The 24,562-nt window shown below is 51.9% G+C and carries 20 protein-coding genes; 12 read left to right on the plus strand and 8 right to left on the minus strand.

What is annotated here, in order from left to right; translation table 11 throughout:
• Positions 1-936: 936 nt before the first annotated feature.
• Positions 937-2,220, plus strand: a complete 1,284-nt coding sequence (locus FD30_RS10230; RefSeq protein ID WP_056944944.1) for an MFS transporter — start codon at positions 937-939, stop codon at positions 2,218-2,220.
• 95 nt (positions 2,221-2,315) lie between these two features.
• Here FD30_RS10230 and FD30_RS10235 read toward each other — a convergent pair whose 3' ends face one another.
• Genes FD30_RS10235 through FD30_RS10245 form a run of 3 tightly spaced genes read right to left on the minus strand, consistent with a single transcriptional unit; the run spans position 2,316 to position 5,217 of the window.
• The gene (locus FD30_RS10235) at positions 2,316-3,281 is read right to left on the minus strand and encodes an electron transfer flavoprotein subunit alpha/FixB family protein (protein WP_056944945.1); all 966 of its coding nucleotides are present in this window, start codon (positions 3,279-3,281) and stop codon (positions 2,316-2,318) included.
• Positions 3,282-3,294: 13 nt separating this feature from the next.
• Entirely contained in the window at positions 3,295-4,083 is a 789-nt protein-coding gene (locus FD30_RS10240; protein ID WP_056944946.1) for an electron transfer flavoprotein subunit beta/FixA family protein, read from the minus strand.
• 12 nt (positions 4,084-4,095) lie between these two features.
• Positions 4,096-5,217: an acyl-CoA dehydrogenase family protein gene (locus FD30_RS10245; RefSeq protein ID WP_056944947.1), complete on the minus strand. Its 1,122-nt coding sequence runs from the start codon at positions 5,215-5,217 to the stop codon at positions 4,096-4,098.
• A 401-nt stretch (positions 5,218-5,618) separates the two neighbouring features.
• On the opposite strand from FD30_RS10245, the gene FD30_RS10250 reads away from it, so the two are divergent.
• The 8 genes from FD30_RS10250 (at position 5,619) to FD30_RS10285 (ending at position 15,532) form a co-directional block, all read left to right on the plus strand.
• Positions 5,619-6,647 (plus strand): aldose epimerase family protein, encoded by a 1,029-nt coding sequence (locus tag FD30_RS10250; RefSeq protein ID WP_056944948.1) that lies wholly within the window; start codon positions 5,619-5,621, stop codon positions 6,645-6,647.
• Between the two features lie 21 nt (positions 6,648-6,668).
• On the plus strand, positions 6,669-8,402 hold the full coding sequence (locus FD30_RS10255; protein ID WP_056944949.1) for a phospho-sugar mutase: 1,734 nt from the start codon (positions 6,669-6,671) through the stop codon (positions 8,400-8,402).
• Positions 8,403-8,721: 319 nt separating this feature from the next.
• Positions 8,722-8,961: a hypothetical protein gene (locus tag FD30_RS10260; protein WP_024746669.1), complete on the plus strand. Its 240-nt coding sequence runs from the start codon at positions 8,722-8,724 to the stop codon at positions 8,959-8,961.
• A 49-nt stretch (positions 8,962-9,010) separates the two neighbouring features.
• Positions 9,011-10,516 (plus strand): glycoside-pentoside-hexuronide (GPH):cation symporter, encoded by a 1,506-nt coding sequence (locus FD30_RS10265; RefSeq protein ID WP_082604898.1) that lies wholly within the window; start codon positions 9,011-9,013, stop codon positions 10,514-10,516.
• Between the two features lie 228 nt (positions 10,517-10,744).
• On the plus strand, positions 10,745-11,914 hold the full coding sequence (locus FD30_RS10270) for a galactokinase (protein ID WP_024746671.1): 1,170 nt from the start codon (positions 10,745-10,747) through the stop codon (positions 11,912-11,914).
• Between the two features lie 83 nt (positions 11,915-11,997).
• Positions 11,998-13,002 carry a UDP-glucose 4-epimerase GalE gene (galE, locus tag FD30_RS10275; protein WP_056944950.1) on the plus strand — a complete coding sequence of 335 codons (1,005 nt, stop codon included), beginning with the start codon at positions 11,998-12,000 and terminating at the stop codon, positions 13,000-13,002.
• Positions 13,002-14,468, plus strand: a complete 1,467-nt coding sequence (locus FD30_RS10280) for a UDP-glucose--hexose-1-phosphate uridylyltransferase (RefSeq protein WP_056944951.1) — start codon at positions 13,002-13,004, stop codon at positions 14,466-14,468. The genes galE and FD30_RS10280 overlap by 1 nt, the downstream gene beginning before the upstream one ends.
• Positions 14,469-14,500: 32 nt before the next feature.
• On the plus strand, positions 14,501-15,532 hold the full coding sequence (locus FD30_RS10285) for a LacI family DNA-binding transcriptional regulator (protein ID WP_056944961.1): 1,032 nt from the start codon (positions 14,501-14,503) through the stop codon (positions 15,530-15,532).
• Positions 15,533-15,808: 276 nt separating this feature from the next.
• Here the strand turns inward: FD30_RS10285 and FD30_RS10290 are convergent, their stop codons facing one another.
• The 3 genes from FD30_RS10290 to FD30_RS10300 form a co-directional block, all read right to left on the minus strand.
• Positions 15,809-17,761 carry a M13 family metallopeptidase gene (locus FD30_RS10290; protein ID WP_056944952.1) on the minus strand — a complete coding sequence of 651 codons (1,953 nt, stop codon included), beginning with the start codon at positions 17,759-17,761 and terminating at the stop codon, positions 15,809-15,811.
• 187 nt (positions 17,762-17,948) lie between these two features.
• Positions 17,949-18,449 carry a MarR family transcriptional regulator gene (locus tag FD30_RS10295; RefSeq protein ID WP_056944953.1) on the minus strand — a complete coding sequence of 167 codons (501 nt, stop codon included), beginning with the start codon at positions 18,447-18,449 and terminating at the stop codon, positions 17,949-17,951.
• A gap of 199 nt (positions 18,450-18,648) precedes the next feature.
• Positions 18,649-19,530, minus strand: coding sequence for a hypothetical protein (locus tag FD30_RS10300; RefSeq protein ID WP_056944954.1), 882 nt, complete (start codon positions 19,528-19,530; stop codon positions 18,649-18,651).
• 217 nt (positions 19,531-19,747) lie between these two features.
• Here FD30_RS10300 and FD30_RS10305 point away from each other — a divergent pair, with 217 nt between their 5' ends.
• The gene (locus tag FD30_RS10305) at positions 19,748-20,173 is read left to right on the plus strand and encodes a universal stress protein (RefSeq protein ID WP_024746678.1); all 426 of its coding nucleotides are present in this window, start codon (positions 19,748-19,750) and stop codon (positions 20,171-20,173) included.
• Between the two features lie 786 nt (positions 20,174-20,959).
• Here FD30_RS10305 and FD30_RS11860 read toward each other — a convergent pair.
• The gene (locus tag FD30_RS11860) at positions 20,960-21,085 is read right to left on the minus strand and encodes a hypothetical protein (protein ID WP_263862309.1); all 126 of its coding nucleotides are present in this window, start codon (positions 21,083-21,085) and stop codon (positions 20,960-20,962) included.
• Positions 21,086-21,302: 217 nt separating this feature from the next.
• On the opposite strand from FD30_RS11860, the gene FD30_RS10310 reads away from it, so the two are divergent.
• Both FD30_RS10310 and FD30_RS10315 read left to right on the plus strand, forming a co-directional pair.
• Positions 21,303-22,418, plus strand: coding sequence for a YibE/F family protein (locus tag FD30_RS10310; RefSeq protein WP_371862375.1), 1,116 nt, complete (start codon positions 21,303-21,305; stop codon positions 22,416-22,418).
• Positions 22,415-23,209 (plus strand): YibE/F family protein, encoded by a 795-nt coding sequence (locus FD30_RS10315; protein ID WP_056944956.1) that lies wholly within the window; start codon positions 22,415-22,417, stop codon positions 23,207-23,209. The genes FD30_RS10310 and FD30_RS10315 overlap by 4 nt, the downstream gene beginning before the upstream one ends.
• A 158-nt stretch (positions 23,210-23,367) precedes the next feature.
• Here the strand turns inward: FD30_RS10315 and FD30_RS10320 are convergent, their stop codons facing one another.
• Entirely contained in the window at positions 23,368-24,438 is a 1,071-nt protein-coding gene (locus FD30_RS10320) for a peptidoglycan recognition protein family protein (RefSeq protein ID WP_056944957.1), read from the minus strand.
• Between the last annotated feature and the right edge of the window lie 124 nt (positions 24,439-24,562).

Genomic DNA, 24,562 nt, shown 5'->3' on the forward strand with positions numbered 1-24,562 from the left:
CTTTATGTTTAGACTGGGTTAACGCGTTAATAACTCGGACGTTGAATCTTTTAAACGGACCTTTTTAGAATGGTTATTCTAACTTAACTATAATCATTCTTTCATTTTGTAACGTTTAAATCTTTAAGCTTGGAAAATTGCAAATTAGTTATAAACAGTGATAGTCATGGGATTTTTGGATGATATATATAAGAATACGTCACTTTGAGATTAAACATTTTCTCATCTAACAAATGGATGATACTAACTTTATGCAGTTCATTGACATTATAATCTAATGAAACTATAGTTTAAGCTATTGAGAGCAAATTGCCAACGATTTAAGACCTTAGAGAAGGTGCTCATGTGAGAAGATTGAGACGATACTTTGTTAATTTAATACGAGGGACGTTAGCTTTATTGCTAATTTTCTTATGGAATATTCGAAGGGATGGTTCTCATTGGGTGATTCCAGTAACCTTCTTTACGGGATGGCTGATTATTAGCTGGCTGTTGTTCCCCGTATTACGAGAACGTTTTTCGAAATTATATGTTAAAAATGATACGAGGATGACTTCCTAATAAGACCGCTGCATTAGTTGCCCATCAGGATGATATGCGGCAAAGTCACAAGGATAGAAGATGGACCTCGAACGGTGTAACGGTTAATCCTTGGGCGTATCAGTCAGGAAATACGCAGAGTACGGATGATATTTTGAATCCGATATATTTGTTTTGTGAACACCTTCTGATTTCAGTGGTTTTTATGTTGCTGGGGCCAGTGATACTGGTCGTGTCTATTCTGGTGAAGCAGGTGAGAAGAGGCTTCCTTCATACGAAATAGTGAATTGCCGTTTCCGAGTGTTCTTTGAATTTAGATTGTCCCGGAGCCTGTCGTGACGTTAGACAACAAGTGATGGCCTTGTAACTTATGTCAGAGAGAAGGGGACAATAATTATGGAAGTTTTCATTCGTAATTTTAACTATCGTATTTTCATGATTGCCAATATCGTAAGCGCGTTAGGGTCTACGTTGTTTAGCATTGTTTTTGTGATTTACGCAAGGCATATGCCTAACCCTACTTTAGCCATTAGTCTGGCATCATTTGTGGGTGTCTTTCCAATGTTTTTGGATATTCTTATCGGGTATTTATCTGACCAAGTTTGCAATCATTATCAACAACAGATGGTAAATAGGCTGATTCAAGGTTTACTCTTTTTGGTGATGGGCGTGCTCTTGATGGGAAATGTTGGTTGGGTAACCTTTATTGCCCTGCTACTAATGAATGCGCTTTGTAGTTTAATTGGTACTTATAATGGGTATGGGGCCTTTGCCATTATTAAGGATATTGTTTCTTCATCAGATATAGCAGAGGCCGAAGGGTTTGAAACGGGTATCAGCTCCACGCTTGAGATTACGGGAGGTTTAATTGGGGCAGCGTTGTTATCCGTTTTTAATTATCACTACAGCTTATTTGCATTCTTAAATTCAGTATCGTTTTTCATGGCTTCCATGTTACTGTTTTGGGTCCGTAAGAATTTTTCAGTAATTCCAAGCAGCCACGTTTTAGTCGAGAAATATACGGGTCTCACGCCTAACATTAGTAAATTTTTTCATCAGATGCGATTAGATTTTGCGACGCTCAAAACATTTCCGGAAATTACAAAATTTATAGGCGTTTTCTCCGCAATAAATTTATTTGACGCAGGTCAAGAGGTCTTGTTGAATCTTTCCTTGGTGAAGCAACAGCAGTTGATCTTTGTAAACTATGGCTATACCGTGGCTTTAGTGGGAATGGTTGGCTCGATTGGTGCAATTCTTGGTTCCTTTTTACCTGGAAGAATCACAAAGCATTTAAAAATTACCGTGGAAATTTTCTTCATATACGGGGCTTACGGCCTTTTGATACCTAACATATTATTTTTAAAGAATAAATATCTTTTACTAGTCCTAATCGCTGTTTCTTCGCTTTTGTTAGGGGTCCTTAATCCACAGGTCCAGTCGGTGATGGTCACAAAATTACCCGAGAATATGATTGGGTCAATTATGGGTTCTTTTTACACAATTATTCAAGCAACGATTCCGCTGGGGTCCGCAATTTTCTCAGCGGTTGCCAACGTCTTATCACTAAATATTTCTTGGTGGTCTTTATTGGCCTTTGATATGGTGACGTTGTTTGTTTGGATTGCTCAAGTCTATGGAGCTTCTAAAAGAGCAAAGAGTCAACTAAGACGTTCTTAGCCGGGTAGTGTAAAGGGCACATCTTCAATTGAAGATGTGCCCTTTACAAGTTGGTTAGATTTTATCTCAACGTTTAATTTGTTATGAATAGTGATTTAAGCAAATTGACCCAATAAAGCCGTCATGAAGGCTTGGGCGTCTCCCACGTAGCCGTAATCGGAAGCGGCGAAGATTGGGGCGTTCGGGTCACTGTTAACGGACACGATGGTCTGGGAGTCCTGCATCCCCACCAGGTATTGCACGGCACCGCTGATCCCGAAGTTTAGGATCAAGTCGGGGTGAATGGTGTTCCCACTTTGGCCGATCTGGTCGTCGTGGGTGAACCGGTCCTGGTCGGTCAACGGCCGGGAGACACCGATGCGTCCGCCTAGTCGTTCGGCCAATTGGGTCGCAGCGTCGATGGTGGCGGCACTAGCCGCACCACGGCCTAGAGCGACCACGCGACTTGCGTCCCCCACGGTCGTAGCCGTGTTGACGACGGGCGTCGCAGCGGTCACGTGCAGGCGGGTAACGGGGTGGAAGTCGACCTTAGCCGTGGTCAGCTCAGCCCCGTTGGGTGTGGGTTGGGCCGCGAAGGTGTTAGGCCGCACCGTTGCCATCTGGGGCCGCCGGTCAGGACAAATAATCTCACACATGATGTTATCCCCGTAAGATGGTTTGGTGGCCACCAGGGTGTCGTCATCGAAACGCAGGTCCAGGCAGTCGGCGGTCAGTCCCGTCTGTAACTTAGCCTGTAGCCGTGGTGCGATGGATCGGCCGGTGATGGTGGCGCCAAATAAGACCGTGTTGGGCTGGGCCGCATCGACCAACTGCTTTAAGGCGTCCGCTAATTCGGCGTCAGTTGCCGTCGGGAAGCGGTCGTCGCGGACCACCCGAATCTCGTCGGGACCGTAAGTGGTCAGTTCGTCTTCGAGGTGGTCAGTCGTGGCTTCCAAGAGGACGGCAACCACGTGGAACCGGTCACCAGCTAATTGGTTAGCTTTTGTAATGAGTTGTTGTGTAGTGGGTTCGATGTGGTCTAAGCGACGTTCAGCCACGACCCAGAGTTCTGGTTTAGACATTAACGGTTCCTCCTTAAAGTAATTGACGGTCCTTGAGGGCCTTAATCAGTTGACTAGCGGCTTCTTGAGGCGTCCCAGTCAGTGGCGTCAGTTCCCGCTTGACTGGCTTAGGGGCGTAGACCTTGGTAACGATGGTTGGCGACCCCGCTTGACCTAACCGACTGTCGTCGAGGTCTAAGTCATCGTGGTGCCAGATCGTCAGGGGCTTTTCGAAGCTCAGTTGAATATTGCGGGGCGTTGGGTAGCGGGGGGGGTTAAGCTCACTACGAACGCTGACCACAGCGGGTAATTGGGCGACTAAGGTCTGCTTGGTATCTTCTAGTAGCCGTTCGGCGGTCACTTCGTTGGGGCCGCTCAACCGCAACGTGGCTGCGTAAGTAATCTGAGGTTGTTGCAAGAATTCAGCGACGATGGGGCCCACTTGCCCGGTATCGGCATCGACGGCCTGACGACCGAAGATGACCAGGTCCACGTCACCGATTTTTTCGATGGCTTTGGCGATTACGTATCCGGTCGCGAGGGTGTCGGCTCCGGCGAAGGCCCGGTCAGAGAGCAGCACACCGGAGTCGGCGCCCATGGCCATCCCTTCACGCAGGGATTGGGCGTAGTCGTCGGGTCCCATACTCAGGAGGACCACTTGGGCGTCGGTGGTTGCTTTGAACTGTAAGGCTTGTTCAACGGCGTTCTTATCGAAGGGATTCATTACGCCAGCCAAGCCCCGCCGATCCAAGTTGTGGGTCTTAGGGTCGATAGTGACGTCGTTGGTTTCGGGAACTTGTTTGATGCAGACAACAATTTTCAAAGGGAAGACCTCCTATTTCTGAAATTCGGCAGTGGCGATGGCGGAACGCATCTTTTCGACGGTCCCTTCGGCGATTTCCATCGCCCGAGCATCCCGGATCAAGTGTTCAACGGGATATTCGCGACTGTAGCCGTAACCAGCTAAGATCTGCAGGGCGTCGTCGCCGGCAGCCACGGCCGCACGGGAGCCGTGGGCCTTAGCCATGGCGGCTTCCTCACTGTAAGGTTGACCAGCGGCCTTTAATTGGGCGGCCCGTTGGTATAGGAGCTTGGTGGTCTCCTTGCGCATCGCGATATCGGCGACCTTGCGGTGGGTGACCTGGAGTTCGGTCAACGGCTTGTCGCCAGCCTTCCGCTCCTTGGCGTAGTCGGTAGCGATCTTCAACTCGTGTTCCATGATACCGGTCAGGACCGCGCCCATTAAGATCCGGGCGTCGTCATGAGCGGAGTCCCCAATCAGGCCACCGTCACCCAGGTGCCCCAATAAGTGGTCGTCGTCGACGATGATGTGGTCCATCATGATTTCACCCACGGGCGTCCCCCGCAAGCCGATGAAGTCTTCCCGTTTACCGAAGGAGAAGCCCGGCATGTCTTGGTCGACCACGAAGACGGAGAGTTGGTCCGGAGCGGTCTTGACCAGCACACAGTAGACCTGGGCGAGGCCGCCGTTGGTAATCATGATCTTATCCCCGTTGATGACCCAGTGGTCGCCTTCCCGGGTCGCCGTTGAGCTGATGCCCATCGGGTTCGAGCCGCCGCTAGCTTCGGTCATAGAAAAGGCGAAGATTCGCTGGTTTGCGGAAGGCAAGAGGGCTTGCTTAAGGGCGGGCGTACCGAACTTCAGGATCTGATCGATGGTCTTGAAGTGGCCTTCGAGAGTAACGGCCGTGCTGGCGTTGCCGCGAGCTAGGTGGTTCAGAACGGTGGCCGTCACTTCGGGACCGAATTCAGCACCACCAAATTCTTGGGGCAGCATGAGGCCTAAGAAACCAGTCTCCGTTAACTTCTTCATGAAACCTTCTGGGTAGTCTTGCGCGTGGTCAATGGCCATGTCGAGCGGGGCGACCTCCCGTGCCGTGTAATCGTCGACCATTTGTAAAAGCAGCTTTTCAGCCGCGGTATTCCGGGTAGACATTGAGCATCCTCCTTATCGGGTGATATTTGGTTGTGTAAAATTGAACAAAAACGCGTTGCTTAGTATACAGAATAATCGCGTGATAAGTCCAGTAAAAAATGCTAACTTTTTGTAAATAACTGGTGGGGTAGCCCCCTAAAATGCATACTAAGTGGTTAAGATAGCGATTTCATAGGATTCAATGGATTATTCTGATTAGTTAATACATATTAAAGGGTACTAGTGACCAAGGCTAGATTCCTTGATTTAAATCAAGAAGCGAAAAGATTGTGGCGAAATCGACAAATTCTGGTGGGGAATTCGCGTGATAAAAGTTTTAGTTAATTTAAGGAAAAAATGGTACTTCGGGGGCGATTATTATACAATGAAACCGGATTCTTAAATTTGGAGGTGTCATTGTTATGCAAATTACACAAGAGGTGGCGGGGGAACTACACCACCAGACGGTGACCAAGTACGTCTTGACTAATGACCAGGGGACGCGTGCGGCGATTCTGACCTGGGGGGCCACGCTGCAGGAGTTTAGTGCCTTAGAAGATGGCCAGCGGCACCAACTGATCGTTCAGGAGCAGGACTTGGCGGCTTACGACCACAACCCGTATTATTTGTGCCAAGCCTTAGGTCGGGTCGCCGGGCGGATCGCCGGTGCCCAATTTGACCTCAATGGGCGGACGGTTCACTTGGATCCCAATGAAGCGCCGAACGCTAGCCACGGGGGCCCCCACGGGTTTACCTTCGTGAACTGGGCGGCCACCACGCAACAGACCGCAACGGCAGTCAGCGTGCAGTTGACCCACACCACCACCGAAGCGGCGGATAAGTATCCCGGGACCATGGCCACCACGATCACCTATACGCTGACTAACGACAATCAGCTGACCATCACCTTTACGGCGAAGAGTGATGCGCCGACGCTGTTCAATCCCACGATTCATACTTACTTTAACGTCACGGATGACCAGCACGACCTGAAGAATCAGTGGCTCCAACTGAACAGCACCCACCGGTTGGCCTTAGATCAGGCCAAGATTCCAACGGGGGAAAAGGTGGCTTTGGCCGGAACCGGGTTTGATTTTCAGACCCCCCAAACGATTCAAGAAGGTTTAGCGAAATTGCGGAAGCATGGTATTGTAGAATATGATGACGCCTTTGAGGTCACGCCGAGTGCCACCACCCCGATTGCGACGGTGGGCGACACCACGGGTCACCGGGAAGTGCGGGTCTACTCTGACCGGAACGCGGTGGTGGTCTTTACGGCTAACCCGACTGACTCTAAACGCGCTGATCAGCGGGATTACAACGCCTTAGCGCTGGAGGCCCAGACGTTACCCGATGCGATTCACCACGCCGATTTTGGCGATGTGGTCTTACCCGCCAATCAGAGTGTGACGCATACGATTCGTTATCAATACGTTCGTCAATCAAATTAAACGTAAGGGAGAGATCTATTTATGAGTTGGCAAGAAAATTATGCCGTTTGGCAACAACAATCCCAGATGTTGCCGGAGGTTCGGCAGGCACTAGATGCCATGGCTGGGGATGACCAGGCCTTAGAGGCGGCCTTTAGTGGTCCTATGAGTTTTGGAACGGCTGGGATGCGGGGCGTCATGGGACCCGGAATCGGTCAAATGAACGTCTACACGGTTCGTCAGGCGACCGAAGGCGTGGCCCGTTACTTAGATACGTTGGACGACGCCACCAAGCAACGCGGGGTCGCCATCAGTTTCGACTCCCGCTACCATTCTACGGAATTCGCCCATGAAGCCGCTCGGGTCTTAGGGGCGCACCAGATTCCTAGCTACGTCTTCGATGACTTACGGCCAACGCCGGAACTGTCTTTTGCGGTCCGGCACTTGCACACGGCCATGGGGATCATGATCACGGCCAGCCACAATCCTAAGCAGTACAACGGGTACAAGATCTACGGTCCCGATGGGGGGCAGATGCCGCCTAAGGCTTCCGATATGATCACCAACTTCGTCCGTTCGGCCAAGGACGTCTTTGCCATCAAAGTGGCGGATGAGCAAGACTTACGGGCGGCTAAGGTCATGCACATCATCGGTGAGAACGTGGATCAGGCCTACTTGGAAAACGTCACCAGTGTGACCATCAACCACCAGTTGATCGACCAAGTGGGGAAGACCATGAAGTTGATCTACACACCGTTACACGGAACCGGGAAAGTGATCGGCGAACGGGCGTTGCGTAAAGCGGGCTTTGAGAACTTTACCATGGTGCCCGAACAGGCCATTGCGGACCCTGAGTTCCCCACGGTCGACTTCCCGAACCCCGAATTCCCCGAAGCCTTTGATATGGCCATTGCCTTAGGGAAGAAGGAAGGGGCCGACTTACTGGTCGCGACTGATCCCGATGCCGACCGGCTAGGGGCTGCGGTCCGGCAACCTAACGGTGATTACCAACTCTTGACCGGGAACCAGATTGCGTCGATTCTGCTGGCCTACATCTTGAAGGCCCGGAAGCAAGCGGGACAATTGCCAGCCAATGGGCGGGTCGTAAAGTCCATCGTGTCGACCGAACTGGCTACCAAGATTGCGGCGGCTTACGGGGTCGAGATGAAGAACGTGTTGACCGGGTTCAAGTTTATTGCTGAACAGATTCACCAATACGAGACCACCCACGACCACACCTTCTTGTTCGGGTTCGAAGAAAGCTATGGCTACCTGATCAAGCCGTTCGTCCGGGATAAGGACGCCATCCAATCCACGGTTCTGTTGGCGGAAGTCGCGGCTGACTATAAGCAACGGGGGCTGACCCTGTACGATGGGATTGAGGAACTGTACGCGACCTACGGCTACTACGCTGAGAAGACCACCTTCGAGCAGTTCGACGGGGTCGATGGGGCAGACCAGATGGCCCACCTGATGAGTGAGTTCCGGGAGAACGCACCGCAAGACTTCGCGGGTACCCAGATCGATGCTGTGGAAGACTTTTCAACCGGTGTGAAGACCACGGCGGCCGGCCAGACCAGTTCGATCGACCTGCCTAAGTCGAACGTCTTAAAGTACTGGCTCAGTGATGAGACCTGGATCTGCATCCGGCCTTCCGGGACCGAGCCTAAGGTCAAGTTCTACATCGGGACTAGTGACCAGACGGCGGACGCGGCCCAAGCCCGGTTAGCGAAGTACGAACAAGCCCTGAAGACTTACGTGGCTTCGGTCAACTAGGTTAAGGTTATCGCTAGCTAGTTAGAGTCGTTGAAAGTTAAGCGAAATCAAGGGTCATTTCAACGGATTTTCAAGTTGAAATGACCCTTTTTGTATGGTTAAATAATGGATTTACTAAAGTTTTTACCGTTAAATTGCAACCGGTTGCAATAGCTCGATAGCCCGTTTACAAAAGAATTTATGTAAACAATTGCACAATGAAAAAGGTTGCAACTCAGGGATAAGTCCCTTAGAATAGCATTTGTAAAGCGCTTACATTTACTTAAAATTTAGTAAGCCAGAACGATACCCATAAACTGATTGAGAAGAGGGATTTCAGATGGCAAACGATAAGATCATGTTGGACCCGGCAGCTTTTGCCGCGGCTGTTCTGGGGGGTAACGCCCAACGGCCAGATGAAGAAAACAAGTTGTACATCAAGCGGCAACTCACGTTATACTTAGAAGCCACGCTGTTGGCGCAAGATTTTAACAATCTAGAAGAGTCGCGCTTTGACATGGCGAAGACCCAGAAACGCAACGAGGTACTTTCTAAGATTATTGAACGGCGCTACCATTAAGTCTTTTGGCGGTGGGCGTTACGACTAGATGAAAGGTGTGACAAGGACCATGAATCAGATTAAACAGTATGCGTCTTATGCGTTTGGGGCGTTCGGCCATGATGCATTCTACGCAACATTAAGTACTTATTTTCCTATTTTTGTAACCAGTGTGCTTTTTACCTCGAAATCGAATTCGGCGACCATGATTGGGGCCGTCAGTGCGATGCTGGTGGTGATTCGGATTCTCGAAATTGCCTTTGATCCCATGATTGGTGGGGTCGTGGACAATACCCGGACCCGTTGGGGCAAGTTCAAGCCGTGGCTTTTAGGCGGTGGCTTGATTAGTGCCGTGGCCTTAATGCTGATCTTTACCAGCTTAGGTGGTTTAGCGGACCAGAACGATTTGGTTTACCTGATCGTCTTTGCGGTGATCTTCATCGTGTTGGATGTCTTCTATTCCTTTAAAGACATCGCGCTGTGGTCCATGTTGCCAGCGTTGAGTGTGGACTCGAATACACGGACCAAGTTCGGAACGATTGCCCGGTTTGGCTCTACGCTAGGGGCCCAAGGGGTCATCATTGTGGTGATGCCTCTGGTTTACTTCTTCTCCCAGAAGCTTTCTGGGACCACGGGGAACGGACAGACCCGGGCCGGTTGGTTAGGCTTCGCGGCGGTCATTGCGTTGATTTCCTTCTTAGGGGCCTGCACCGCAGCCTTCGGGACGCACGAGCAGAAGAACCTGATTCGTGAAAACACCGAAAAGACCCGGTTACGCGACGTCTTTAAAGCCATCGGTGAGAACGACCAGCTGATGTGGTTAGGGTTATCCTACTTTATGTTTGCGTTAGGTTATGTCATCACCAACTCGTTGTTGCTGTACTACTTCCGTTACGTGATTGGTCAACCTAAGGCCTACAGTATCGTGGGGGTCATCACCGCGATTTTAGGGATTGTTTCCGTAATCTCGTTCCCATTCTTAGTGAACCTGATCAAGCGGCGGGGCGTCTACATTGGCGGTATCTGCATGATGTTAGTCGGGTACCTCCTCTTCTTGTTCGCCGGAACCAACGTGCCACTGGTTCTGTTAGCCATCGCCATCTTCTTCTTCCCGTACCCATCCGTATTCTTGGCAGCGTTGATGACCATCACCGACAGTGTGGAATATGGACAATGGAAGAACGGGACGCGGAATGAATCCGTGACCCTAGCCGTTCGGCCGTTGATCGATAAGTTGGCCGGAGCATTTGCCAACGGTATTGTGATGTTGGCGGCCTTACAATCCGGGATGACGGGGAACGCGAAGCCGAGTGACATCACCAGCGGCGGCTTGTTACAGTTCAAGATGTTCATGTTCTATATTCCGATTATCCTGATTATCTTAGCTGCTGTGGTTTACGCCAAGAAGATTTCGTTATCCGAAAAGCGCCACGCCCAAATCGTGGACGATTTGGAAAAGAAGTTGCGGGCGGCTAAGGCGGCTGGTCAAGTGATTGGCGACCAGGACGAGCCACAAACGGCGACGCCTGCTCAGGCCAAGCTCACTACGGCTAACGGACTTAAGACGGACCACTAATGAGTGAAGAAAAGTTCCGGGACAGAGCGCCTGGAGCTTTTTTAAGTCAACGAAGACCGGGCTGCTTGGTGAACGTCCCGGGGATGATTAGGAGTAACCCGATAAGGAATGATCTAAAAGAGAACGTTTAAATGAAAACGGTTTATTTTTAATTGACAGGGGCCTATTCCGGCCGTATACTAAAACTACAGTAAAAGTTTACTAAAAAACTAGAAGGAGTTAATCGTCATGGACTTTGCGAGCCTTGCTACTGAATACCAACAACAATTTAACGCTAAACCAGAACGGGTTTTCTTTTCGCCCGGTCGGATCAACTTAATCGGTGAATATACCGACTTCAACGGTGGGCACGTCTTCCCGGCGGCCATCAGCCTGGGCACGTTCGCCGGCTTTACCAAGCGTTCTGACCGGACGGTGCGGATGTATTCCGCCAACCTGCCCCAAGCCGGCGTGATTGAATTTTCGTTAGATGATCTTAGCTTTGACAAAGCCGCCAACTGGACCAACTACTTTAAAGGGATGTTGTTCGAATTGGGTAAGCAGGGCAAGCAGATCGACCAAGGCTTTGACCTCTTCGTTCACGGTAACTTGCCTGACGGTTCCGGCTTGTCGTCCTCCGCGTCCGTCGAGATGTTGATGGGTGAAATCCTGTTGAAGGCTTACGGTATGGCGATTTCCCGGGTCGATTTGGTTAAAGTCGGCCAGCAAGTCGAAAACGATTACTTGGGGCTGAATACCGGAATCATGGACCAATTCGCCGTGGGGATGGGCAAGAAAGACCAGGCCATTCTCCTGGACACCAACACCTTAAAGTATGAATATGCGCCGGTGAAGATGGACGGCTACGTGGTGGTCATCATGAACACCAAGAAGCGGCGAGAACTCACGGACTCGAAGTATAACGAACGGCGGTCACAATGTGAAGAAGCCTTGCGGCGGTTGCAGACCAAGTTAGACATTCAGACCTTGGGTGACTTGGATCAAGACCAGTTCGACCAGAACAGCTATCTGATAAACGATGACGTGCTGATCAAGCGCGCCCGGCACGCGGTGATTGAAAACCAACGGACGCTGAAGGCTTACCAAGCCTTACAAGATAACGACCTGGTCACCTTCGGGAAGTTGATCAACGCCTCCCACGTTTCGCTCCATTACGACTTTGCCGTAACCGGAAAGGAACTGGACACGTTGGTCGAGACCGCTTGGCAACAGCCGGGTGTGTTGGGTGCTCGGATGACGGGAGCCGGCTTCGGTGGCTGTGCCATCGCCATTGTGAAGGAAGCCAACGTGGATGCCTTCGAACAAGCCGTGGGTCAGGTCTACCAAGACACTATCGGCCATCCTGCAGAATTCTACATTGCCCACTTAGACGATGGTCCACGGGAATTAACCAAGTAAAATTATTGTCCGGGTGCGCGTTGGGTCGCTAATCCTGGACGGTCAATGAAAATGTTTCGCAGAATAAGAGGAGGAATTGGATTATGGCAGTTTTAGTTTTAGGTGGCGCTGGTTACATTGGTTCCCACGCCGTTGATCGGTTGATTGCAAAGGGCTACGACGTGGCTGTCGTGGATAACTTAGTCACGGGTCACCGTGCAGCTGTGAACCCTAAGGCACGGTTCTATCAAGGCGACGTTCGGGATCAAGACTTCCTGAACCGAGTCTTTGACCAAGAGGATATCGAAGGGGTGATTCACTTTGCAGCCTTCTCCGTGGTTCCCGAATCCATGGAAAAGCCGTTGAAGTACTTTGATAACAACACGGCGGGCATGGTGTCCTTGCTGGAAGTCATGAATCAGCATAACGTTAAGAAGATCGTCTTCTCCTCGACGGCGGCAACCTATGGTGAACCCAAGCAGATTCCGATTAAGGAAACGGACCCCCAGATTCCAACCAACCCTTATGGCGAAAGCAAGTTAATGATGGAAAAGATCATGCACTGGGCGGACCTAGCTTACGGTATCAAGTTCATCGCACTGCGGTACTTCAACGTGGCTGGGGCCAAGCCAGATGGCAGCATTGGTGAAGACCACCATCCTGAGACCCACCTGGTTCCCATCATTTTACAAGTCGCTGCTGGTGAACGGGATGAGTTGTCCATCTTTGGTGACGATTACCCAACCAAGGACGGGACCAACGTCCGGGACTACGTTCACGTGGTCGACTTAGCGGATGCGCACATCTTAGCGCTCGAATACCTGAAGGCGGGTCATGACAGTGACGCCTTCAACTTAGGGTCCTCGACGGGCTTCTCCAACAAGGAAATGCTGGAAGCAGCCCGGAAAGTCACGGGTAAGCCGATTCCAGCCAAGATGGCTCCCCGCCGGGCGGGTGACCCAAGTACGCTGATTGCGGCCAGTGATAAGGCACGCAAGATCTTGAATTGGAAGCCACAGTTCGACAACGTGGAAGACATCATCGCCACGGCTTGGAACTGGAAGCAGACGCACCCAGAAGGCTACAATGATCGGCAGGCGACCAAGTAATGACACCGGATACCTTGCATAAGTTCTTAGCAGCAATCGTGGCGTCACCATCGCCGTACACCGCTCTGGACCGGCAGTACGTTGAGAACCGGATCTACGCGTTGATTGGTGACGGCGCGACCCAGCAGGCAACGGGGGAGGACCCCATTGACCTGGTCAACGCTTTAGTGGCCACGGCGATCGACCATCACAAGATTAACGACACGCCTAGTGAGCGTGAAATCTTGGAGGCCCAACTGATGGACCTGATGACGCCGCTACCGTCGGCGTTGAACCGTGGTTTCTGGGACCGGTATCAGATCAGTCCCAGTGCTGCGACCGACTGGTTCTACCAGTTGAGTCGGGCGAACAATTACATTAAGACGCGCAACATTGCGCGCAACGTAGTGTTTGACGCCCAGACGGCGGCTGGTAAGTTGGAAATCACCATTAACTTATCCAAGCCAGAAAAGGACCCTAAGGCGATTGCCGCGGCCCGGAACCAACCTAAGACGGGTTACCCGTTGGACCAACTCTGCATGACTAACGAAGGGTACTTGGGTCGGCTAGGGTACCCTGCTCGGAGCAATCACCGCATCGTACGGTTGACCCTGGGTGGTGAGACTTGGGGCTTCCAGTACTCGCCATACGCCTACTTTACGGAGCACGCCATCTTCTTATCCCAGGAACACCGGCCAATGAAGATCGACCAACACGCCTTTACCAACTTACTGGAAATCGTGCGCCAGTTCCCAACCTACTTTGTCGGCAGCAACGCGGACCTGCCCATCGTGGGGGGCTCGATGCTCAGCCACGACCACTATCAGGGGGGCAAGCACACCTTCCCGATGATGCAAGCACCGTTGGACCGAGAATTCGACCTAGACGTTCCTGGCGTTACGGCGGGCGTGGTTCAGTGGCCGATGACGGATCTGCGGTTGCGGGGGGCCAAGCCAGAGAACTTGGTCAACGCGGCTGTGAAGATCATGGCCCACTGGGTCGACTATTCTGATGAAAGCGTGGACGTACGGGCCTACACGGACGGGACGCGCCACCACACCATTACGCCGATTGCCTACCGTGACGGGAAGGATTTCGTGTTGGACCTGGTCTTACGGGATAACCAGACCTCGGACCAGTATCCGGATGGCATTTTCCACCCGCACCAAGACGTTCAACATATTAAGAAGGAAAATATCGGGTTGATCGAAGTCATGGGACGGGCCATCTTACCAGCACGCTTAAAGGCGGAAATGGCGGAAGTTACCAAGTACCTGGTGGGTCAACCTAATCAAATGGCAGAGATGCACCGGGACTGGGCGGACCAGCTGAAACAAACCCACCAGATTACGCCGGACAACGTGACGACCATTTTGCATCAAGCGATTGGGGACGTCTTCGCTCGGGTCTTAGCCGACGCGGGGGTCTTCAAGCGGGATGCGCAGGGTCAAGCGGCGTTGGATCGGTTCTTAAGCCAGCTCGTTTAACCAGAACCCAAGGATAAGAGGAGATGAGAATGATGGCAGCAACTTTGAAAGACATTGCCCAGAGCGTAGGTGTCTCGTTGGCCACCGTCTCGCGGGTCTTGAATTACGACCGGACGCTATCGGTCAGTGAGCATACGCGAAAGCAGATTTTTGAAGTCGCCGAGAACTTGAACTACACCAAGTTGAAGCGGCGCCCGACAATGCCTGACAAGCAGTTGAAGATTGCCATTGTTCAGTGGTATTCCCAGACCAAGGAATTAGACGACCTGTATTACATGTCCATTCGCTTGGGCCTTGAGAAGCGGGGCGAACAGCGCCACTTCTTGACCATGCGGACGTTCCAAAACGACTTGTCGGCCATCGACCCAGATGTCGATGCGATCATTGCGATTGGGAAGTTTAGTCCGCAGCAGGTCGCGGATCTAGCCCGGTTAACGCCGAACTTGGTCTTTGTGGACCACGACCAACTCTGTCACGGCTACGATAGTGTCGTGACGGACTTCGAGTTCGCCGTCAGACAGGTGGTGGACTTCTTCTGGCAGCAGGGCCAGCACCGGATTGGCCTGTTACACGGGACGGAATGGACTACCGATAAGCAATTAGAGGTGGTCGATCCGCGGTTGAAGGCCTTTCGGCAGGCCATGCAGGCTCGGGATGCTTATGACCCGGACCTGGTCTTTGCGGGGGACTACACCAACCAGTCGGGGTACCAGCAGATGAAGCGGGCCATCGACCAGCTGGGGGATCAGTTGCCGCAGGCCTTCTTCGTGACCAACGACCCCATGGCGGCGGGCGCGTTAAAGGCGCTCCGGGAGGCCCAGATTCAGGTTCCCGAACAAGTCAGCCTGATTGGATTCAACGATACCACGATTGCCAAGTACGTCTTCCCCGAGTTGAGTACCGTGCACGTTAACACGGAACTCCTAGGCTCAACGGCGGTCGATTTGATTGAGAATCGGTTGCAGACCGGGCGGACTACGCCCCAGCGGGTGACGGTCGGCACAGAGTTGATCCTCCGGGAAAGTACGCAGGCGACTCCAGCTTCAGCAAAAACAACCAAGTAACGTAACGTTAAAAAGGCGTCGATGGCCGTGACCGGTCATTGACGCCTTTTTGTGGTGAACTGCCCCGGGAGAGAAGTATGGCCCGGAGACGCGCTGTGAGCCGCTTCTAGAGGGGAAGAGGGCTTATGGAGCAAAAAAAGGGGCCTGGGACAAAGTGCCCAGGCTCCTGATATTCTTAACGATAACGTTACGGTGCTGAAACGTGCGACCCAAGGCAGCCAGCTTACGACGTTAATGCTTGCTTGCTAACCGCCTTTTGTCCCAGGCTTTAGCAAATTACCAGATCTTCACCCGTTTTTCCGGTGCGAGGTACATGCCATCGCCGGGTTGCACGTTGAAGGTGCTGTAGAAGTCGTCCAGGTTCTTGACCTGCACGTTGGCCCGTAAACGGTTAGGTGCGTGGACGTCGATCGACAACAGGAGTTGCATGTATTCGGTCGTGGACTTCATCCGCCAGATTTGAGCCCAGTTGACGAAGAATTCCCGTAAGTTGATCACGTCCGCGGACTTGGCGGCTTCGAGGGCACAGCTCAAGCCCCCGGCGTCGGCGATATTTTCGGAGACGGTCAGCTTACCGTTGACTTTCTGCCCCGCAAACGGAATGCCGTCGAATTCGGCGATCATGGCCTTGGAGAGGTCTTTGAAGTGGGCTAAATCAGCGTCGGTCCACCAATTGTTCAGGTTCCCGAACTCGTCGAATTGCGCCCCGTTATTGTCAAAGGCGTGGGAGATTTCGTGGGCCATTACGGCGCCGATACCCCCGTAGTTCTGGCTGCTGGTCTGCTTCAAGCTGTAGAACGGTGCTTGTAAGATGGCAGCTGGGAAGACGATTTCGTTGTTAGATGGGGAGTAGTACGCGTTGACCGTGTTGGCACTCATGTCCCAACGCTTACGGTCGACGGGTTGCCCCCAGTGACTGAAGTTATCCGCGATGGCCAGCTCGTCGAAGCGTTGCGTGTTGGCGAACAGGGAGGCGTCGGTGTCGACCGTGAACTTCGCGTAGAGCGGATCAATCTTGTCGGGGTAGCCGACCTTGATGGTCAGTTTCTGCAACTTGACGATGGCCTTCCGCCGGGTCTCGGCGCTGAGCCAGTCGTTGTTCTTCAACCGGTTTTGGTAGACGCCGGCCATTTTAAGAACCATTTCGCGGACGTCGGCCTTAGCCGTTTCCCCGAAGTAGCGCCGGCCGTAGTAATCACCGACGACTTGGTCGAAGTAGGTCGTAGCTAACCGGTAAGCGGATTTGGCCTGTGAGCGGGCTTCCTTTTGCCCGGACAGCGCCCGACCGTAAGTCCCACCGACTTGCCGGAAGTCTTCGGATAAGACACCGCTAGCGGCGATGACGGTCTTGACCAGCATCCAGCTCTTGACTAGTGGGAAGTTGGCTTCAGTTAAGAGGTCACCCACAGCGTCGAAGTAGGTTGGTTGTGGCAAGATGACCGATTCGGGCGCGTCGTGGATCAAGTCCTTTAAGGCGGCAGTCAGGTCAAGCTTGTCAGTCGCCGCGTCCACGGTAGCCAGTGGCCGTGGGTTGTACATCTTCACGTAATCCGCAGCTTCTTCGGAGGACTTGACGTGGGGGGCAATCAACGCATCGAACTGCTTGGTCTGTTCGACCATCTTAGCCGCCGCGTCCTGGTCATAGCCGACCATGGTCAGGAGTTTCGTGGCCATCTGGGTGTAGACGGGCAGTAACTGCTTAGCCGCTGGGTTGTCCTTAGCGTAGTAGGTCTTGTCCGGAAGAATCAGGCTGGGCGCGTCGACGTACAGGGCGTACTTGCTGGTGTCCTTCATGTCGGGATCAATGCCGATTTGGATGGGCGCCGGTAAGCCGGCCCGGTACCAGTCGGCTAGCTGGGCGTTGAGGTCCGCGAAGCTCTTCAAGTTTTCAATCTTGGTTAAGAATGGTTTCAGGGGAGTCGCACCGTCAGCGTCCCGTTTGGTGAAATCACGACTCATGGCGTAGAACTTCTTGAACTCGCCCATTTCGGCGTTGTCGGGTTTGAGATTCCCGTCTAAGAGGTCGGCAAAATCATGCATCAGAGTCTTTTCGATGCCGTCGACCAGGTCCATGAAGCCACCGGTCGATGAGTGGTCACCAGGGATGGTGGCCTGTTCTTCCCATTTACCGTTAACGGCAGCGTAGAGGTCTTGGTTCAACTGGCTGTCGTCAACGGGGAAATCAGCGTGACTGGCGGTCACGTTGTTGGCAAAGTGATTGAAACGCATAGGAAAATTCCTCCTTATAAAAACGATGTTAGTCACAGGTTAACCCTTTTTAGGTGAAAAGGGAATTTTTTTATCATCATATTCTCATAAAATGTGATGGAACCCCAGACTGGCCTGGTACAGCGTTAACCAAAAAACGGGACCCCCAGTTAAACTGAGGATTCCGTTAGTTAGTAAATCCGTAAGGTTATTCTTGAGAAGCTTGGTGCCGTTCCCGTAAGACTGGCCGGTGGAACTTCGGCCGGTTACGATCCCAGACCGCTAGATTGTTTTGATAGCGGGTGAAGAAATCGTTGATGGTCTCGTCAGATAAGTCGCTAGGAATCTGGTTCCAAGTCTTAGCGCTTTGTAGGAAGACTTGATGGATATCGTCTTCAACGTGTTCTCCCTTAGGCGTTAGCCGCAAGTACTTGACCCGCCGGTCGTCCATCTTGGCTTCTTGTTCAACGTAGCCGTCGAGTAAGAGTGCCCGTAATTTCCGCGCCGCTGCGGAACGGGTGGTGCGGGTGTCATCCGCTAATTCACTTAACGTAATGTTTCGTTGCTCGTGAATCTGCTTGAGCAACAGGTATTGTTCAAAACTTAATGAGTATTGCCCCGTAATCTGTTCCGCCGCGTTAGTTAAGACGCAAAAGATCTCGCGGTACTGACGCAGGAACATCTCAAATACTCTCTCCTCACTTTGCATAAAAACTCCCCCTTGAAATAGAAACAAATTCTGTTGGTAAGGTGAAAGTACCCGAACATTGGGTGGCTTTCACTATCACAGCATACCGTTATTATGCGGCACTATCGATGGGGATGAAAATGATTGCACTTTAGAAGCACGGGTTAGGACAATTCAGCTTAAAAATCCCCAACGGTGACGAACCGTTGGGGACCCGAGGTTATTTGGTCATATAGATGTAAAGGTGGTCGGTAGAGAAGCCGGTGTTGAATCGAATATTATTGGAACGGATGGTCTTAGTCTTGGTGGAGCTACTGTTCGACTTCGCATCCTTCAGGACCTTCTCGAATTTCTTGATCACGTACTGGGGGTTGGCCTTTAAGGTGCTCCCGAGGAGGGCGAAGGTGGTGCCGAAGTGGCGCTGGCCGGTCTTGGTCTTCATCTGTTTGGTCGGGACGATCAAGGCCAGTCCCATCAGATGCTTGTCCTGAACGTTGGCCCGGACCACGGTATCCTTGGTGCTGATTAAGTTATGGATACCGTTCTTGGCGGTTGTCGGAAGCAGTTGGTCCTTGGCTTGCCGCTTGGCGGTGGCTAGTTGGCCCTGTAGCTTTTGGGCGGCCGCCTGTTGTTGCTTAGCGACGGTTGCGGCCGCGGCGGGATCGCGCTTAGCTAAGGCTGCCAGCTTTTGCTTGGTCTGTGCTTGGGTCTTCTGGGCCGTCTGGAGTTGCTTTTGCGCCTTGCTAGGAAGGTAGCTACCGATGACCATCTGGTTGTATTGCTTGGCGAAGGTCTGGTAGTTAGCCAGCGACTTAGTAGCCTTGACCGTTACGGTCTTGTGTTGGTGACCAGCCGTGACGGTGACCTTTTGGTCCGTCGGGGCGGCCGGAACTTGGAAGAAGTAGGTCCCGGCGTTCACGGCGACTTGATGCTTGGCGTGGTCGGCCACTTGGTAAGTGACCTGTTTGGTCTTAGCATCGCCCTTGATCACTGCCGTGAGAGCCGTGGGGTGGTAGGTCGTCTTGTTGGTCGTGAGCGACGTGGAGCAGCCGGCTAGGATTACAGCTAAGAATCCTAGGGCGCCCAGTAAGCGTTTTTTCATGATTTTTTGCGCCATCCTTTTGAATAGAGTCTTTGATTTATCTTACCACAAACTCTGAATCCCCGGAGAATGAGAATCTGCTAACGAAACCCCAGACAGGCTAAAAATTTCATGAAAAAACGGGTAAAAGACTATTTTATCGGCGGTAAGGTTGGTATGATGAAGGTGGTGGAAGCGATACCACTATAATCGTTTATAGACGAAAGGACGGGATATTATGTACGAACGGATTTTAGTACCGATGGATGGGAGCAAGAACGCCCACGCCGCTTTAGTGGAGGCCATTAAGTTAGCCCAGAAACTCGGCTCGAAGCTGTTCATCGTTTCCGTCGCCAGTGACCAGACCTACGCTCACTACGGTGCCGAATTTGGGAGTGAAATCATGACCCACTTCAAGGATTCAGCCTCTGAATTTCTAGAAAGCGCCGTGGACGAGGTCAAGGAAGCGGGCGTTCCCGTTGAGACTAGCTTTAAGGTCGGGCTACCTAAGCCGACGATTGCCAATAGCCTGCCACAAGAACTGAAGACCACGCTCACGGTCATTGGGCGTTCCGGGGTTCACGGCTTAGGCAAAGCCATCATGGGGTCGACCACCAATTACGTGGTGCAGAACTCTAAGACCAGTGTACTGGTCGTCGATTAGCCACCACTCATCCTGGCAATTATTCCGGGAGCTAGCAGTTAATGCTTCTGGTTTTAGGATTAGGTGTTAAAGCAATAACTTAAGACTAGCTCTGTAAACCCCAGACGGCTTTACAGAGCTTTTTCGAATGGCAATGATTTGGTGTTAAGAATCGCACGTGCACACTTGGGCTTTGATGAACCAATTACTGCTGTGCTGGTCGTCCTCTCGGCTTACAGTTGGGTAACCAGATCAGAAAATGGTTACCCAACATACCGTGGTTTCCAAGTATTTGACGACTGTGATGGGTTAAAATAGATTTTATTTCAAACAGGATAAGGTTACAGTGGTGACTGGCATGAATAAGATTATCAACTGGTTGTAGTCATGGTGTCAATCGACTGAGTGTTTGATGGCGCATGTCACGGGTTGAGATTCAATAAGGTATACGCCTTATCGTTTGAGTTTAACCGTCTCACGTGGCTACTTTCAGTTCCAATTACCGGGAGACACTAGTTTGTTAACACTCAATTTAGCCGTGAGGGCGGCCCTGAAGGGGCTCAGTGGTGTCGTTTGGGTTATTCGGGGTTCTTTCCCGGATTACCCAAAGGCCGAGCTTGAAGACCTGGCACTTTCAGGGCTTCAAGTCGTGCCCACCACGTTCCAGCCCCTTCAGGACCAACCGGTAAGGCGGACATTTTCCACCATCCTGTCCTTGACTAAATGTCGAAAGGAAGTCTGGGCGTTCTGTCCTAGACTGAAAAAAAAGCCACTGACCGAAGTCAGTGGCTTTTCTGGTATTGGCGATTACTTGGTCTTGATTTCACCCTTCAACCAACGTTGCAGAGCTGAAATTTCATCGCGCCGCTTCAGGTCCTTTTTACGGTTAACCTTACGACGGCCTTGTACGCCATTTGGATGTGCTTTTCTCATTGTAGAAACCCTCGCTTAATTAAAATAACAATCGAGTACCATTCTACTAAGGATTGGCCGAAATTGCAAGGTTTCCGGGCTAATTTGCCGGCGAATCAGGGGGAAAGATGCCGTTAGTACGCTGGCTTCTGCGATTTACTTAAGTTTGAGACGGTGATGGCGAATTCAGTTTTTGAAGTGGTATATTGGAAGCAGACCGATGGGAAGGGCGGTAATCGTGCAAAAATTAAAGCTTCAATCGACCGTGCGTTGGTGGGCCTGGCTCATCGCGTTGATTCTGGGGGCCGTACTCGTGATGGGAACGCAACATGACGCAGTGTTCTATCATGATCCCATTCTAAAGGTCACGGCGGTGCAACACCAGAAACCTACCAAAATCACGGATAACTTTCAAAATGAGGATTGGCAGACCCGGCAGACGCTGACTGGCCACCTCTTAAACGGGCAATACAGGGGACGGTCACTGACCATCTCCAATACGTATTCGGCATCCGGGGCCATGGATCAACGGTACCGGGTAGGCAGCCAACTCTTCGTGGTGCTGCACCATCATGCGGGGCAGTTGAGTGCCACGGTCAAAGGGTATAAACGGGACACGGCGCTAGTCTTCATGCTCTGGTTAGTGGTGGGGCTCCTACTGCTAATCATGCGTTTCAGCGGCTTGATGGCGTTTCTTAGCGTTGCCGCGAACGGGGTCCTGTTCCTGTTGGCGATCCTCCTCAATGGCTCAACGCAGGGGGCCCAAGTTCTGTGGATTTTCGGCAGTTTGGCCGTGGTCTTTGCGGCCCTGACCCTCTGGCTGGTGCTGGGGCGGACCCGGCAGATGCTGATCACGCTAGCGACGACTCTGGGAGGGACGCTGTGTGCCATCCTGGTGGCGCTACTGGTCTTCCACGTGACGCATGAAAAAGGGATGTTCTACGAGTCGATGCAGTATGTGACCCAACTGCCCCGGCCGTTGTTCTTAGCAGAGACGCTGCTGGGCTCCTTGGGTGCGGTCATGGATGAGTCGACGGATATCATTTCGTCACTGTACGCGTTAAAGCGGGAACGGCCCGAGTTGACGTCGATGCAAATCTTTAAGTCCGGCCGTCAGATTGGGAGTACCATCATGGGGCCGCTGATTAACGTGCTCTTCTTCATCTTCGTAGCGGATACGTTTCCCATGGCACTCCTGTACCTTAAGAATGGAAATAGCTGGGGCTACACGTTCTCGATGAACATGTCGATGGGTGTGGTTCAAAGCTTGATTAGCGGAATTGGCATTGTCCTGGCTGTGCCGTTGGCCAGTTACTTGGCCAGTCGGTGGTTGCCTAAGGAGGTGCGCGCATGAGTACCATTACGCTTCTCGGCTTGATTCTTCTGGTTCTGATGGTGGTTGTCGGCGGTAAGGCCGGTGCGCAGTCGTTCCTGGCGTTACTCTTGAACTTCGGCCTCCTGTTTCTGACCATCGTCCTAGTGGCCTTTCACTTTTCACCGTTGATCGTCACCTTAGTGGTGGGGATGATGGTGTTGGCCCTGACCATTTTCATGAGTAGTGGGGATGACCTCTCCAGTACCGTGGCGTTTATCGCGTCGGCGTTAGTCCTGGTGCTCTTGATCCTGCTGATTGTTCCCGTCGAACACTGGGCCATGGTCCAAGGGTTCGGTCCGGAAGACAGCGAGGACCTCGAAGGCCTGTCGGTGTTAGTCGGGATTAGCTTCGTGCAGGTGACCATTGCGACGGCGATTCTAAGTACCTTAGGGGCGATTGCGGAGGCTGCGATGGCGATTGCGGCCGGGTTGAGTGAGATCCTCGACCAACACCCGCAGGTCACCCTAAAGGCCTTATTCGGCGACGGGATTACGGTGGGTAAGCAGATTATCGGCACCACCTTTAATACCCTGTTCTTTGGCTTCTTTGGGGGCTTCCTGGCGTTGTTCATCTGGTTCACCGGTGTCCATTACTCGTTTGGGGAAATCTTGAACGACAAGATCTTTGTTGCCGAGATTCTGATGATCCTGTTCTCCATGCTGAGTGTGCTACTGACGGTTCCCGTGACCACGTGGGTCATGACCCGTGCCGTGGCGGAGAAACGCCGGCATGCAGCCAAACAAACCTCGCCGCAGGACCAAGTTAAGTAAATTAGAATTAAGGGACCATCCGGAACTGATCGGCTCAGTTGACGGATGGTCCCTTTTAGGACTGGGTAGACCCAGGGGTACCCCAGAAAAATAAAAAAGACGCGCAATCCATGGAGGATCGCGCGTCTGCTTGAGGTCAAATTCAATTGAAAAGGGGACTAGTTGCTAGCACTAGAGGTGCTAGTGGCACTGGAAGAATCTGCGCTGGCGCTGGCGCTAGAGCTAGCCGCACTCTCACTGGAACTGGCGGCAGCGTCTAAGTCAGTCAAGTTGGTCAGGTTATCGAAGTAGACCCAGTAACGCTTGGTCGTGTTCGGTAACTTGATCCGGTACCACATCGAACCGTTACTCTTCTTAGCCGTCATATCGATGCTGTAAGTCTTGCCCACCTTAGGGCTGATCTTGGACCAAGATTGCCGCTTGGCGTTCTTGTTGACGTCCTTGACGTGGTTGTACAGGTAGTACTTCTTGTAACGACTGCTCAATTGCGCCTGCATGTTAACGGACGTGTACTTAGCGGTCATTAACTTCTTGTGGTTACTTTGACCCATGGCGTTGTAGTACTTCTTGACCAACTGGTAGAAGGCAGCCATGGTGTACTTTTGCCCGAAGTACTTCTTCCCGGCGCTTGCGTAGTAGCCGACTGGGTCGGTATGTGTGGAGCCACCCAAGTGACTGGCAACGGAACCGTGAGACCAGACCGTCCCTTTACCGTCGTAAGCGGCATCGTTAGGCTTCAGGTTGTATTCCTTTAAGAGGTAAGCCGTGTACCAGGCTGCGTTGGCAATTTCGTGGGCGAAGGCCGACTTGCTGTGAACTTCCACTTGTTCGAATTGTAGGAAGCGGGAGTTCCCCGGGTAACCGACTCCCCAGGAAAGGTAGTCGGTGTTGGCGATGTTGATGATGTGGGAAGCATCAACGAAACTGTGAACGAAGGCGTTGTTGTAATTACGCTTCATGTAGGCAATTTCGTTATAGATCGTCGACGATGGGTTGGCGGTTTCGTGAATCACGACCCCTTCAGGCTTACCCTTACCGTGACGGTACTTATACTTAGGGAAGCCACTCCAGATGGACTTGGTGACTTTGGCCGGCTTGTAATTCTTGCTGGCGATGTAACTGTTAACTTTGGAACTTGCGGCATCGGCCGTCGTGGTCGTAGCGACGCTTAACGCGCCAGCCAACCCTACAGCAGCTAGTGCAGTAAACAGAACTTTTTGCAATTTCACTGAATAATCCCTCAAATCTTTTTTATTTAATTAGTTACTGGTTTTATTTGGCTACTTACTTAACAGATCGGGAGATTGTAAAATATAACCGAACACTTGTAGACAAAAAAGCCCATAGAGGCCT

This window comes from Levilactobacillus namurensis DSM 19117 (assembly GCF_001434785.1).
In the GTDB taxonomy this organism is placed as follows: domain Bacteria; phylum Bacillota; class Bacilli; order Lactobacillales; family Lactobacillaceae; genus Levilactobacillus; species Levilactobacillus namurensis.